Source organism: Lysinibacillus sp. JNUCC 51, from assembly GCF_015999525.1.
GTDB lineage: Bacteria > Bacillota > Bacilli > Bacillales_A > Planococcaceae > Lysinibacillus > Lysinibacillus xylanilyticus.
On record NZ_CP065545.1, the window covers coordinates 2,793,867 to 2,805,704 of the forward strand.

Genomic DNA, 11,838 nt, shown 5'->3' on the forward strand with positions numbered 1-11,838 from the left:
GAGAGAGTACTATGAAACCACATTTTTATTGGTTTGCTCCTACAAATGGAGATGGAAGGTATTTAGGGTTAAAGCAGCCTGAAAGAGAGCCGACCTTTGAGTATTTAGTAGATGTAGCTCAAACGGCAGAAAAAGCAGGATTTGAAGGGATTTTGATTCCTACAGGTATTCCATATTTAGATTCATGGCTTGTAGGGTCTGCTATCATTCATAAGACAAAGTATATAAAACCGTTAATTGCATTTAGACCCGGCTTTGTTTCACCGACAGTTGCATCTAAAATGGCAGCAACTTTAGATCAATTTTCGAAGGGAAGAGTGTTGGTCAATGTTGTAACTGGAGGTTCAGAAAAAGAGCTAGCCCAAGACGGTGATTATTTATCACATCAACAACGCTATGAACGTACAGATGAATTTTTAACTGTAGTGAAAGAAACATGGCGAGGAGAATCGTTTCATCATGATGGCGAGTTTTTTAATGTAACTGAAGGAAAGTTGATTCCTGCTCTCTATCAAGAAAAAGGGATTCCTATTTATTTTGGCGGTTCTTCCGATGTGGCTAAGGAAATAGCTGCTAAAGCTGCAGATGTTTATTTGCAATGGGGGGAGCCAATTGCAGGCATTCAGGAGCAAATTCAAGACGTTGAAAATCGAGCTAAAAAGTATAATCGTCAATTAGAGTACGGTATTCGAATTCATATAGTTGTACGGGATACAGAACAAGAGGCTTGGGATGCTGCTTATAACATTATTAGTAAAATTGATAACCCTGTACAATCGAATCTTAATCGATATTATGAAACGGTAGATTCCGTGGCTCAAAAAAGAATGAACGTTCTTACTGCTGAAAACGAGCGATTTGATCAATACAGTTGGGCAGGTATTGGGAAAATTCGAAAAGGTGCAGGAACCGCCATTGTTGGTACACCAGAGCAAGTGAAAGCAGGATTGCAAGCGTATATTGATATCGGTGTAACGCACTTTATTTTATCGGGCTTCCCTCATAAAGAGGAAGCGGAAATTTTCGGTGAAAAGGTATTGCCATTATTTGAATAAATGGAGTGATCGTTGAATGGAATTTGTTATTTGGGGCGCAAATTTAGCAGGTGGATTTTTACGTTCTAGGATAGAGCAAAATACAGAAGGAAGCTTTGAGTACAATCAGAAATTGATAAAATTAGCTGAAAAGTTAGATATAAATGCTGTTTTATTTCCGATTCGATATATAGGGAATATTGGTGGTAATGGTAGTGCTGAAGAAGGACAGCTGGATGCCCTAACGATTGCGGCAGCGTTATTTGCTGAAACGAAAAATATTCACTTTATAGCAGCTGTTTTGCCTGGGTTCATCCATCCGGCAACTTTAGCCAAAATAGGCTCAACGATAGACGTCATTTCAAATGGGAGATTTCATATTAATTTAGTGAGTGGCTGGTTTAAAAAAGAACAAGAAACCTTTGGTATTGAGTGGATCAACCACGAAGATCGCTATCGCCGTTCAACAGAGTATTTAGAGGTATTGAAAGGTCTTTGGTCACAAGATAACTTTAGCTACGAGGGAGATTTCTATACAATAAAAAATGCGACGCTTACACCAAAACCAATTCAAAAGCCATATCCTCCAATTTATCAAGGCGGTAATTCAGAGGACGCTCAAGTTATGGCGGGTGCGCACAGTGATGTTTATTTTATGAACGGAGCTCCGATTGTAGAGTTGCAAAAACAGATTGAAAATGTAACAGAGATAGCAAAAAAAAATGGTCGGACGATAAAATTTGCTGTTAATGGATTTGTGATTGCCCGTAAAACTTCTGAAGAAGCGTTCCAAGAATTTCAATCTATTATTGACCATGCCGATGAGGAAGCAATCCTGCAGTTCCAGAATCGCAAAGAAACGTTAGGGATGTGGAAAAATGCCACTCAGTTAAGTGATTTTGTAGCTAATAATGAAGGTTTTCGTACAGGGTTAATCGGTAGTTATGATGAAGTAGCTACTAAATTACAAGAATTAAGTAGCATTGGTATTGAAAAGGTGCTAATTACATTTAAAGAGCCGTTAAAGGAATTACCGGAATTTCATGAACATGTTATCACAAAACTGAATAAAAGTATTTTTAACCTTTAAAACATTGTAATTCTATAGGTTAAATACAAAATGGAGGGATGTTATAATTACAAATTTTTCGAAGAGATGTATTAGTAAGAAGTTGTATTTGATGCGTTTCATCCGGATCCTTGAGATGTGGGGAATTAAAAATATACAGACCCTTGTTATAAGAAGCGGTTATCTGCACTTGTAGCAAGGGTTTTTGCATGCATAGATACGAAAAATTATTAGATTTTTCAAAGTTGTAAAAAAAAGTAATTGAATTCATAGTAAAACAAGTGGTAATATACCTTATAAGAATACTAGGATATCGGAAGGGGAATGGTAAATGGGTCAAATGATTATTACAGGACTTATTTGTGGAGCTTTGCTTGGATTTGTTATGCAGCGGGGGCGTTTTTGCTTAACTGGCGGATTCCGCGATATGTATTTGGCAAAAGATAACCGTATGTTTTACGCATTACTTATTGCAATAGCAATTCAAAGTGTGGGTGTATATACATTAATTAGTTTGAAGGTGTTTGAATTCAATGCTGGTTCTTTACCAATCGTAGCTGTTATTGTTGGTTCATTTATTTTTGGAATTGGCATTATTTTTGCAGGTGGTTGTGCAACAGGGACTTGGTATCGTGCAGGAGAAGGTTTAATTGGCAGTTGGATTGCGCTAGCTGGTTATATGCTTGTAGCAGCAATGGTGAAATCGGGCGTATTGTTGCCAATGGATAAGGCTATTAAAGAAACGAGCATTGAAAGTAATTCTATTGCCGAGACAATTGGCGTAAACAACTGGTTGATTATAACGATTTTTGTAGTAGTTGTTGCTTTTATCATTTACCGTGAGCTAAAGAAACCACGAGTGAAGATCCCAGGGTTAAAGCCGAAGAAAACGGGATTAGCGCATATTTTATTTGAAAAACGTTGGCATCCATTTATTACTGCAACAATTATTGGTGTGATTGCGACTTTAGCGTGGCCATTAAGTGTTGCTACTGGTCGCATAGGTGGATTAGGCATTACAACACCTTCTGCTAATATTTTGCAATTTTTAGTGACTGGACAAATAAGCTTCATCAACTGGGGTGTTTTCCTAGTGCTAGGGATTTTTTTAGGATCATTATTCGCAGCAAAAATGAGTGGTGAATTTAGATTCCGTATTCCAGATACAAAAACAGCGATTAACAGCTTTTGTGGTGGACTTTTGATGGGATTAGGCGCAGGTCTAGCAGGAGGTTGCTCAATTGGTAATGGATTGGTGATGACAGCGATGATGACTTGGCAAGGTTGGATTTCATTAGGATTTATGATTTTAGGTACATGGACAGCATCTTACTTTGTATTCGTTCGACCAAGTAAAAAAGCTAAGCAAGCCGCTCGCGTAATAACAGCGTAAAAAAGGAGTGTTTTTATATGAAAAGAACATTAGAAGTGATGGGGATGGTTTGTCCATTTCCTTTAGTAGAAGCAAAAGAAGCTATAAAAGATTTAAATTCAGGCGATGAATTAGAAGTGCAATTTGATTGCACACAAGGTACAGAATCCATTCCTCGTTGGGCTGCTGAAGAAGGGCACGAGGTAACAGAGTATGAACAAGTTGGCGAAGCTGCTTGGACAATAACTATTAAAAAGAAATAAGTCTTCCCAAAGTCTATTTAAGCGGGAAATTCGATGATAAAATCGTCGGATTTCTCGCATTTTTTTTTGCAACTGAAAGATAAGAAAATAAAGGTAACAATCTGAAAGGGACAGATAAAACGTTGATACAAGAGGGAAATGACGTTGTGAGGCTGATTAAAAAAATTCGAGCCTGCATGTTGACATTATACCTAATGGGGTATATTATGAATCACGTAAGCAAGTTCAATCGATCGTTATGAAAGGAGGCGTGATAGTATGGCTTACGGTACAAAAACAGCTAATCGAGTGAAGCGAATAGAAGGTCAATTACGTGGTGTTTTACGCATGATGGAAGAAGAAAAAAACTGTAAAGATGTGATTACACAGCTATCTGCCGTGCGTTCTGCGGTTGATCGGACTATTGGAGTAATTGTAAGTGAAAATTTATTGGAATGTGTAACGACTGCTGAAGGGGATGCGGAAAAAGTGAATATAGTCATCCAAGAAGCGATGGATTTAGTCGTGAAAAGCAGATAAATTTATATACCCTAAATAGTATGCGGAAGGAGGCAGTGTTACTTGGGAATGTGGATTTTACTTGCCGTTGTTATAGCGTTTTTCGTTTGGCGAATGAAACCGGCGAAAGGAGTGCAGTCAATTTCGGCGGCGCAATTGAAAAATATTTTGCATGATAAGGATAAAGTTTTTATCGATGTCCGTACACCAGCTGAATATAAGGGTCGTAATATCTCGCAATTTAAAAATATGCCACTTGGTTCAAGTTTTGATAAATTACCGAAGGATAAAGAGGTAGTGGTTATTTGTCAAAGTGGGATGCGTAGTAGTCAGGCGTGTAAGCAATTAAAAAAACAAGGATTTGAACGTGTAACAAATGTCCGTGGAGGCATGAGCGCGTATTAGGAGGAGAACGGCATGAAGGAAATTTCAACAAAGGAAGTACAACAAGCTTTAGAGCAAGGTCAGGCAATTAATTTAGTTGATGTACGTGAAGTAGATGAAGTGGAGTCAGGTCACATTCCAGGAATTATTCATATCCCACTGGGCTTACTTGAATTTCGTATGCATGAGCTAAATAAAAATGAATCATATGTTATGGTTTGTCGATCAGGTGGTCGTAGTGGCAGTGCTACTCAGTTTTTAGAAAGCCAAGGCTTCGATGTATCTAATATGGTTGGTGGCATGCTTGCTTGGGATGGTGAAGTAAAGTAAGAAGATCCATGGAACCTGTAGCGTTTGCTATATTTTTTTAGTAAAAATAATACCCATGTAGGTATGAGGGAGGAAGTTATGAGTATTAAGGCGGATTTTCAACTAGATGCCAAGGGGCTTTCTTGTCCTATGCCGATTGTTAAAACGAAAAAGGCGATGGCTGATTTAGTAGATGGTCAAATTTTAGAAGTATCAGCAACAGATAAGGGCTCGAAGGCGGATATTGCTGCATGGGCCGAATCTGTGGGTCATCAATACATTGGGACAGTGGAAGAAGAAGGTGTGCTTAAACACTACATTCGTAAATGCTCAGACGGCACAACGGATGAGCAAACATTTGAACGAACAATTGGGTTAGGAGAGGCGATAGAAAGAGAAGGTCTTATTCTCGATGTTCGCGAGGAGGCAGAGTTTGCTTTTGGACACATCGAGGGAGCGAAATCTATTCCGATGGGTGAACTAGATGCACGTCTTTCTGAACTTGATAAAGAGCAAGAGATTTATGTCGTATGTCGAACAGGAAAGCGTAGTGATTTAGCTGCTCAAAAGCTTACGGCACACGGCTTTACAAAGGTATTTAACGCTCTACCAGGTATGACTTCCTGGACGGGTGATTTAACTTCTTTCAGCTCCGCTGAAATAGAGGAACTCAGTCTAAGAACGCCACGTCCTGTGGCAACGACTGAGTGACCAACCTCGTGTTGGGCTAAAGCCTCCGGCGGATGTCACGGAATCGGAAAGGAGCTCTTTGTGCAAGCACAAAGCCGATTCCGGACGCAATTATGCCGGGACATAATTGATCAAAAAAACATTTAGGAGGAATTTATTATGTCAAATAAAGTAGCGATTATTGCAAGTAACGGTGGTCTTTTCGATGCGTATAAGGTGTTCAATATTGCAACGGCAGCGGCGGCTACAGAGAAAGAAGTAGCTATCTTCTTTACATTCGAAGGGCTAAATTTAATTCATAAACAAGGAATGCATGCTTTACCTATGCCTGCGGGAGCGGAGCATTATGCAGAAGGGTTTGCTAAAGCTAATGTACCGGCAATTCCTCAATTAGTGGAAATGGCACAAGAATTAGGTGTGAAATTTATCGCGTGTCAAATGACTATGGATGTAATGGGCTTATCGAAAGATGATTTTGTTGAAGGTATCGAGGTCGGGGGAGCCGTGACGTTCTTAGAGTTTGCAAAAGATGCAGCACCGTCATTAACATTCTAATTAATTTGAAGCTAAACTAACAATACAGGCGGAGAGGGCAACCTTTCCGCTAAAAAAATCATCAAAACTATACCTTGGGGGGGTAATAAGAGTGTCAGTTTTAAAATGGAGTGCAGCGCAGGTAGCGAAAAAAGTAATTAATAATGAAGAATTATTTATTTTAGATGTTCGAAATGCAGATGCGTTCGAAGATTGGAAAATTGATGGCCATAAATTTGAATACCTTAATATTCCGTATTTTGAGCTGTTAGACGGCGTAGAGGATATTTTACCGAAGATACCAGCTGATAAAGATGTGTTAGTCGTTTGTGCGAAAGAAGGTTCATCGCTGATGGTTGCTGAGATGTTATCGGAAGCAGGACGTGCTGTGGCTTATTTAGAAGGTGGAATGAAAACGTGGAGTGAATATTTAGAACCTATTAAAGTTGGAGATTTAACAGGTGGTGGTGAGCTTTATCAATTTGTACGTTTAGGGAAGGGTTGCCTTTCTTATATGGTCATCTCTGAGGGTGAAGCAGCGATTATCGATGCTGTGCGTTTTACAGACGCATTCACAAGCTTTGCAGAAGAGAAAAATGTAAAGATTAAATATGTGTTCGATACACATTTACATGCTGATCATATTTCTGGTGGTCGACATATAGCAGCTACTACTGGTGCGACGTATTATTTACCACCAAAAGATGCGGAAGAGGTTGTGTTTGACTATACACCTTTGCTTGACGGAACAACTGTAAAAGTTGGTGCCTCTAAAATTGATGTAGGAGCGATTTATTCGCCTGGTCATACAATTGGTTCAACGTCATTTGTTGTGGACAGTAAGTATTTATTAACTGGAGATATTTTATTTATTGATTCAATTGGACGCCCTGATTTGGCGGGCCTTGCAGAAGACTGGGTTGGTGATTTACGCGAAACACTGTACAAACGATACAGAGAATTATCGGATGATTTAATAGTTTTACCGGCTCATTTTATGATTATTGATGAACTGAATGAAGATGGGACTGTAGCAAAACATCTTGGACAATTATTTGCTGAAAATCACGGCTTAAATATTATAGATGAAGCAGAATTCCGAAGTGTCGTAACAGAGCATTTGCCTCCACAGCCAAATGCATATCAAGAAATTCGTCAAGTAAATATGGGGAAGATTACCCCAACGCAGGATGAGCAAACAGAGATGGAGATTGGTCCGAACCGCTGTGCAGTTCGATAGTTAAATTTTATAAAAGAATGTTGAAATGCGATGATTACGCATGCATGGTCATAGCGTTTAATACCGCGAAGCGAAGGCGCTCATCCTTCGTAAAGTCGTGAAAAAACAAACAGAACCGGCAAAATCGCTTACAACATTTGCCGTTCCAAAGGAGAAAAATATGAAATCAAACTTACAACTAGACGCAAAGGGTTTATCTTGTCCGATGCCTATAGTGAAAACAAAAAAAGCGATAGATACATTAGCTTCAGGGGAAATTTTAGAGGTTCAAGTAACAGATAAGGGGGCTCTAGCGGACATCCCTGCTTGGGTAAAAGCAGGTGGTCATGCAATTTTAGACAAATCTGAAGATGCTGGTGTCATTACTTTCTTTATTCAGAAAGCTTAAGACTGGTGGGGGTTGTCTCTTCTATTTGAAGGTAGAACAACCCTCCTTTCATTTATTATTAGTCCTTAGTGAAGTAACCAGAAAGAAGGGAAAGTATGGATTTGGCATGGGTCATTACAATATTTTTAATTGGCTTTGTAGGTTCGTTTGTATCAGGTATGCTAGGAATTGGCGGAGCAATTATTAAATATCCAATGTTATTATATATCCCACCTTTACTTGGTTTTGCAGCATTTTCAGCACATGAGGTATCGGGGATTAGTGCAGTAGAAGTGTTGTTTGCTTCTATGTCAGGGGTATGGGCATATCGAAAAGGTGGATATTTAAATAAATCACTGATTATATATATGGGTGGTGCTGTGTTAGTAGGTAGTTTCGTTGGTAGTTATGGCTCCAAATTTTTATCTGAAGAGGGAGTTAACATCGTTTATGGTGTATTGGCGTTGATTGCTGCGGTGATGATGTTTATTCCTAAGAAGCGAATTGACGACAAGCCTTTAGATGAAGTAACGTTCAATAAAACAGTAGCAGCCGTGTTAGCCTTTATAGTTGGTATTGGATCAGGGATTGTTGGGGCAGCTGGTGGTTTCTTGTTAGTACCTATTATGCTAGTGGTTTTAGGAATACCAACGCGTATGACAATCGCTACAAGCCTTGCTATTACCTTTATATCCTCAATAGGCGGGACGATTGGAAAATTGATGACGGGACAAGTTAATTACTATCCAGCGATCATTATGATTGTAGCTAGCTTAGTAGCTGCTCCACTAGGTGCAAAAGCGGGGAAAACATTAAATACAAAGATTTTACAAGCTATTTTAGCGGTGCTTATATTGGCAACTGCTATTAAAATTTGGATGGATATATTGTAGGAGGCAGTAGCATATGAAAATTGAGGTTTTTTCGGATTTTACATGTCCATTCTGCTATATTGGAAAACGGGAATTGGAACGTGCTATTGACATGGCGGGTTATTCAGGGCAGGTAGAAATTGAATATAAAACATATCAAATTGGACCGCATACGCCTAAGGAAGACGCACCAACTTTATATGATGGGATGGCTGCGAAATTTAACTCCACATTAAAAGAAGTAAAGGAAATAACTAAAGGAATAGCAATGCGGGCCGAAGAGGTTGGCTTGCGTTACAATTTTGAAGATATGAAAACAGCTCATACTGAAAAAGCTCATCGATTGGCAAAATGGACAAAACAGTTTGGTAAAGAGTTGGGTTATACGGAAGAGCTAATGAGTGGTTATTTTACAGAAGGAAAAGACTTAAACGATGACGGGTTCTTATTAAAAGTCATTGAAAATTTAGGCTTAGACGTTGGAATAGCAAAGGGTGTACTGGCATCAAACGACTTCAGGGAAGCTTTAGACAGAGATCGTTATGATGCCCAACAATTAGGTGTACAAAGTGTTCCGTTCTTTGTTTTTGAAAATCGTTACGGTATTAAAGGTGCAGAGCCAACTGAGGTTTTCGTACGAACTTTACATCAAGCAGCAGAGATAGCTGGTATTCAGCCGGTACTAAAGATGGTAGGTGATGGTGAAGCTATTTGTGTTGATGGTGAATGTAAATTATAAGGGAACGTTATAATGCCGGGTGCAATGCTGTGCTCGGCATTTTTTTATCCTCATTCAGCGGATATTTTCTGTGCGAAAGCGAAGTGACAGCAACAAATCTTTTCTGTGCGAAAGCGAAGCGACAGCAACAAATCTTTTCTGTGCGAAAGCGAAGCGACAGCAACAATTGCGTTAAGGTGAAATTGATTAGGAAATAATACATACTGCAAGAGGTATTAAGTCTCGTTTGATGTGTTATAGAACAAAAGAATTCATAATTTTATCCTCTAAATGGTTCTATTTACGTGAGGTGTGAGAAAATTCACATCGAAAAACATGCTGTTTTGCTAAAATATAGGTGATTATACAAAGGGGGGTATTATAGATGAAACCTATAGTAGCAGGAGTAGCGGGGACAGTACTGTTAGCAGGTACACTTTTTGTAGGAGCAGTCATTAGCGACAAAATTTTAGGGGATGCTAAAGGAGAAAGCGAAGAAGCCGCTGTACAAACAAAAATACCAACATCAGCAGCTGCTCAGTCAGTTGTCTATGCGCCACCAAGTATTGAGGAAGTACCGGATGGACCTATGAAGGAAACGATATTATATGGCTATGAGCTTGTAAATAATACACATGTTGCCGCAGAAGAATATGTTGGGAATCAGTTGTCTTGCACAAGCTGTCATGCAGGGGCGGGTTATGATGAGCAAGTTTCGTCATTGGTAGGTGTTATGGCGAATTATCCTCAATATATTGCACGCTCTGGTGATGTTGTAACGATTGAGGAGCGTATTAACGGTTGTATGGTTCGTAGTATGAACGGTAAGAAATTTGACATGAATAGTAAAGAGTTAGAAGCAATGGTCTCATACTTCGCCTACATTTCAGAAGGTGTACCTATCGGGGCGGAGCGTGAATGGGTAGGTACAAGTACCATGAAGGACATTCCTATACCGGATGTTAAGAACGGTGAGGAAGTATATGCTCAGTCTTGTATTGCTTGTCACGCAGCTGATGGCTCAGGTACAGGTGCTAATACAGGTCCGGCATTATGGGGAAAAGACTCATTTAATGATGGAGCGGGTATGGCGAGAATGTCGAAAATGGCTGGCTACATCAAAAATAATATGCCGGTGGGTGCAACAGGTACTTTGACAGATCAAGATGCCGCTGATTTAGCAGCCTTTATTTTATCGCAGGATCGACCTGAATGGGGTAATCATGGTAAAGATTGGCCTAAAGGCGGACGTCCTAATGATATTATGAATAAAGAAAAACGGGAGCAAGTTAAAAATGGCACAATAAATTGGGAGCAAGTGCTTTCCACTAACTAATGAAGTAGAATGAAATAATATACGTTTCGATTTACCTTTAGATAATTTTTGTCTAAAGGTATTTTTTTATCTAAAGATGGAAATCTACATCTGAGGCCGTATAGGCGTGTTATCCTTCGATTGCTATATTTAGTAATGGTGATTGTTATTACGGATTTTAGACATAAGGAGGAAGTTTATTATTAAAAAAATGTTGCGAAAGTATGGTTACACAAATGGTGCTTTAACGGGATTTATTTTATTGTTATGGATCAGTGTCTTTTTTATTGGAGGCATATATGGAGCGTATTCATGGGCAATACTTAAATTAGTTTTACCAATCCTAGGGGCGCTAGGGTTGATGATTAATTTGATTATGTCGATTATATCTATAGTTAAAAAGCAGAAAAGTGTAAAGCTGTTTATTAATGTAGTCGTAAACATAATGCTAATTTTTCCAATACTAATGACCATGAATATTATTCCTTTTGCTTACCCGAACACTATTGAACGTGCTCATCCATCTATAACTGTAAGATGGCCATTAACTTCAGAAACTGTAGTAGGGTGGGGCGGTAATGATGTTATAGATAATTTGCCTCATGCAGTGTGGGCATCAGAGAGATGGGCCTATGATTTAGTAATGGAACCATATAGTATTAATAGTGAAAGCAATGAGGATTACGGGATATGGAATAAAGAAATTTACTCACCTGTTTCTGGAATTGTTATTGCTGTTTCAAATAATGAAGCTGACATTACACCAGGGACAGGAGATTTTAAGTCTATAGAAGGAAATTATGTGTACATAAAAATAAAAGAAACAGGTACGTATCTTTTACTCAATCATTTGAAAAAAGGTAGCGTTTCAGTTGAAGTTGGAAATACTGTAGAACCTGGAGATTTCATAGGACGTGTTGGAAATAGCGGTTCATCCTCGGAACCCCATTTGCATATTCACCATCAAAGACAAGATCCGACTAAAGTTATACATCCTATCTTAGCGGAAGGACTGCCTCTATTTTTTCAAGATATAGATGGTAACTCAATGCCGAATAAAGATACTTTTATAAAACCACACCCTTTATTAAAGTAACTATTTCTCAGGTCTCTAGATCTATACAATAAAAGAAGTACAGGGCGTAATTTGTTATACTAGCAGTATTAGGAAGT

At 38.8% G+C, this 11,838-nt stretch carries 15 protein-coding genes; all 15 read left to right on the top strand.

Annotated elements, in window-relative coordinates:
- The first annotated feature begins 11 nt into the window (after nucleotides 1-11).
- The 15 genes from JNUCC51_RS13545 to JNUCC51_RS13615 all read left to right on the top strand — a co-directional run bounded on the left by JNUCC51_RS13545 (nucleotide 12) and on the right by JNUCC51_RS13615 (nucleotide 11,761).
- Nucleotides 12-1,055 carry an LLM class flavin-dependent oxidoreductase gene (locus JNUCC51_RS13545; RefSeq protein WP_337988503.1) on the top strand — a complete coding sequence of 348 codons (1,044 nt, stop codon included), beginning with the start codon at nucleotides 12-14 and terminating at the stop codon, nucleotides 1,053-1,055.
- A gap of 16 nt (nucleotides 1,056-1,071) precedes the next feature.
- Nucleotides 1,072-2,124: an LLM class flavin-dependent oxidoreductase gene (locus tag JNUCC51_RS13550; protein ID WP_337988504.1), complete on the top strand. Its 1,053-nt coding sequence runs from the start codon at nucleotides 1,072-1,074 to the stop codon at nucleotides 2,122-2,124.
- Nucleotides 2,125-2,434: 310 nt separating this feature from the next.
- Nucleotides 2,435-3,496, top strand: a complete 1,062-nt coding sequence (locus JNUCC51_RS13555) for a YeeE/YedE family protein (protein WP_337988505.1) — start codon at nucleotides 2,435-2,437, stop codon at nucleotides 3,494-3,496.
- Between the two features lie 17 nt (nucleotides 3,497-3,513).
- On the top strand, nucleotides 3,514-3,738 hold the full coding sequence (locus JNUCC51_RS13560) for a sulfurtransferase TusA family protein (protein WP_049663225.1): 225 nt from the start codon (nucleotides 3,514-3,516) through the stop codon (nucleotides 3,736-3,738).
- 258 nt (nucleotides 3,739-3,996) lie between these two features.
- The gene (locus JNUCC51_RS13565; RefSeq protein WP_337988506.1) at nucleotides 3,997-4,257 is read left to right on the top strand and encodes a metal-sensitive transcriptional regulator; all 261 of its coding nucleotides are present in this window, start codon (nucleotides 3,997-3,999) and stop codon (nucleotides 4,255-4,257) included.
- Nucleotides 4,258-4,305: 48 nt separating this feature from the next.
- Complete coding sequence (locus tag JNUCC51_RS13570; RefSeq protein WP_443137000.1) at nucleotides 4,306-4,641, top strand: rhodanese-like domain-containing protein; 336 nt, start codon at nucleotides 4,306-4,308, stop codon at nucleotides 4,639-4,641.
- A gap of 12 nt (nucleotides 4,642-4,653) precedes the next feature.
- Nucleotides 4,654-4,950 (top strand): rhodanese-like domain-containing protein, encoded by a 297-nt coding sequence (locus JNUCC51_RS13575; RefSeq protein WP_337988508.1) that lies wholly within the window; start codon nucleotides 4,654-4,656, stop codon nucleotides 4,948-4,950.
- 78 nt (nucleotides 4,951-5,028) lie between these two features.
- The gene (locus tag JNUCC51_RS13580; protein ID WP_337988509.1) at nucleotides 5,029-5,640 is read left to right on the top strand and encodes a sulfurtransferase TusA family protein; all 612 of its coding nucleotides are present in this window, start codon (nucleotides 5,029-5,031) and stop codon (nucleotides 5,638-5,640) included.
- A gap of 138 nt (nucleotides 5,641-5,778) precedes the next feature.
- Nucleotides 5,779-6,174 (top strand): DsrE/DsrF/DrsH-like family protein, encoded by a 396-nt coding sequence (locus JNUCC51_RS13585; RefSeq protein WP_337988510.1) that lies wholly within the window; start codon nucleotides 5,779-5,781, stop codon nucleotides 6,172-6,174.
- Nucleotides 6,175-6,265: 91 nt separating this feature from the next.
- The gene (locus JNUCC51_RS13590) at nucleotides 6,266-7,393 is read left to right on the top strand and encodes an MBL fold metallo-hydrolase (protein WP_337988511.1); all 1,128 of its coding nucleotides are present in this window, start codon (nucleotides 6,266-6,268) and stop codon (nucleotides 7,391-7,393) included.
- Nucleotides 7,394-7,553: 160 nt separating this feature from the next.
- On the top strand, nucleotides 7,554-7,781 hold the full coding sequence (locus tag JNUCC51_RS13595) for a sulfurtransferase TusA family protein (protein ID WP_049663237.1): 228 nt from the start codon (nucleotides 7,554-7,556) through the stop codon (nucleotides 7,779-7,781).
- A 95-nt stretch (nucleotides 7,782-7,876) separates the two neighbouring features.
- Nucleotides 7,877-8,653, top strand: a complete 777-nt coding sequence (locus tag JNUCC51_RS13600) for a sulfite exporter TauE/SafE family protein (protein ID WP_337988512.1) — start codon at nucleotides 7,877-7,879, stop codon at nucleotides 8,651-8,653.
- Between the two features lie 13 nt (nucleotides 8,654-8,666).
- Nucleotides 8,667-9,371: a DsbA family oxidoreductase gene (locus JNUCC51_RS13605; RefSeq protein WP_337988513.1), complete on the top strand. Its 705-nt coding sequence runs from the start codon at nucleotides 8,667-8,669 to the stop codon at nucleotides 9,369-9,371.
- Between the two features lie 364 nt (nucleotides 9,372-9,735).
- Nucleotides 9,736-10,686 (top strand): c-type cytochrome, encoded by a 951-nt coding sequence (locus JNUCC51_RS13610; protein ID WP_337988514.1) that lies wholly within the window; start codon nucleotides 9,736-9,738, stop codon nucleotides 10,684-10,686.
- A gap of 340 nt (nucleotides 10,687-11,026) precedes the next feature.
- Complete coding sequence (locus tag JNUCC51_RS13615) at nucleotides 11,027-11,761, top strand: M23 family metallopeptidase (protein WP_337992230.1); 735 nt, start codon at nucleotides 11,027-11,029, stop codon at nucleotides 11,759-11,761.
- The last annotated feature ends 77 nt before the right edge of the window (nucleotides 11,762-11,838 follow it).

What these genes read in the sequence shown, in the direction of transcription:
- JNUCC51_RS13610 (WP_337988514.1), top strand. Translation starts at nt 9,736, where the DNA reads ATGAAACCTATAGTAGCAGGAGTAGCGGGGACAGTACTGTTAGCAGGT.
- JNUCC51_RS13595 (WP_049663237.1), top strand. Translation starts at nt 7,554, where the DNA reads ATGAAATCAAACTTACAACTAGACGCAAAGGGTTTATCTTGTCCGATG.
- JNUCC51_RS13570 (WP_443137000.1), top strand. Translation starts at nt 4,306, where the DNA reads ATGTGGATTTTACTTGCCGTTGTTATAGCGTTTTTCGTTTGGCGAATG.
- JNUCC51_RS13560 (WP_049663225.1), top strand. Translation starts at nt 3,514, where the DNA reads ATGAAAAGAACATTAGAAGTGATGGGGATGGTTTGTCCATTTCCTTTA.
- JNUCC51_RS13585 (WP_337988510.1), top strand. Translation starts at nt 5,779, where the DNA reads ATGTCAAATAAAGTAGCGATTATTGCAAGTAACGGTGGTCTTTTCGAT.
- JNUCC51_RS13550 (WP_337988504.1), top strand. Translation starts at nt 1,072, where the DNA reads ATGGAATTTGTTATTTGGGGCGCAAATTTAGCAGGTGGATTTTTACGT.
- JNUCC51_RS13575 (WP_337988508.1), top strand. Translation starts at nt 4,654, where the DNA reads ATGAAGGAAATTTCAACAAAGGAAGTACAACAAGCTTTAGAGCAAGGT.
- JNUCC51_RS13580 (WP_337988509.1), top strand. Translation starts at nt 5,029, where the DNA reads ATGAGTATTAAGGCGGATTTTCAACTAGATGCCAAGGGGCTTTCTTGT.
- JNUCC51_RS13565 (WP_337988506.1), top strand. Translation starts at nt 3,997, where the DNA reads ATGGCTTACGGTACAAAAACAGCTAATCGAGTGAAGCGAATAGAAGGT.
- JNUCC51_RS13605 (WP_337988513.1), top strand. Translation starts at nt 8,667, where the DNA reads ATGAAAATTGAGGTTTTTTCGGATTTTACATGTCCATTCTGCTATATT.
- JNUCC51_RS13545 (WP_337988503.1), top strand. Translation starts at nt 12, where the DNA reads ATGAAACCACATTTTTATTGGTTTGCTCCTACAAATGGAGATGGAAGG.
- JNUCC51_RS13600 (WP_337988512.1), top strand. Translation starts at nt 7,877, where the DNA reads ATGGATTTGGCATGGGTCATTACAATATTTTTAATTGGCTTTGTAGGT.
- JNUCC51_RS13555 (WP_337988505.1), top strand. Translation starts at nt 2,435, where the DNA reads ATGGGTCAAATGATTATTACAGGACTTATTTGTGGAGCTTTGCTTGGA.
- JNUCC51_RS13615 (WP_337992230.1), top strand. Translation starts at nt 11,027, where the DNA reads ATGATTAATTTGATTATGTCGATTATATCTATAGTTAAAAAGCAGAAA.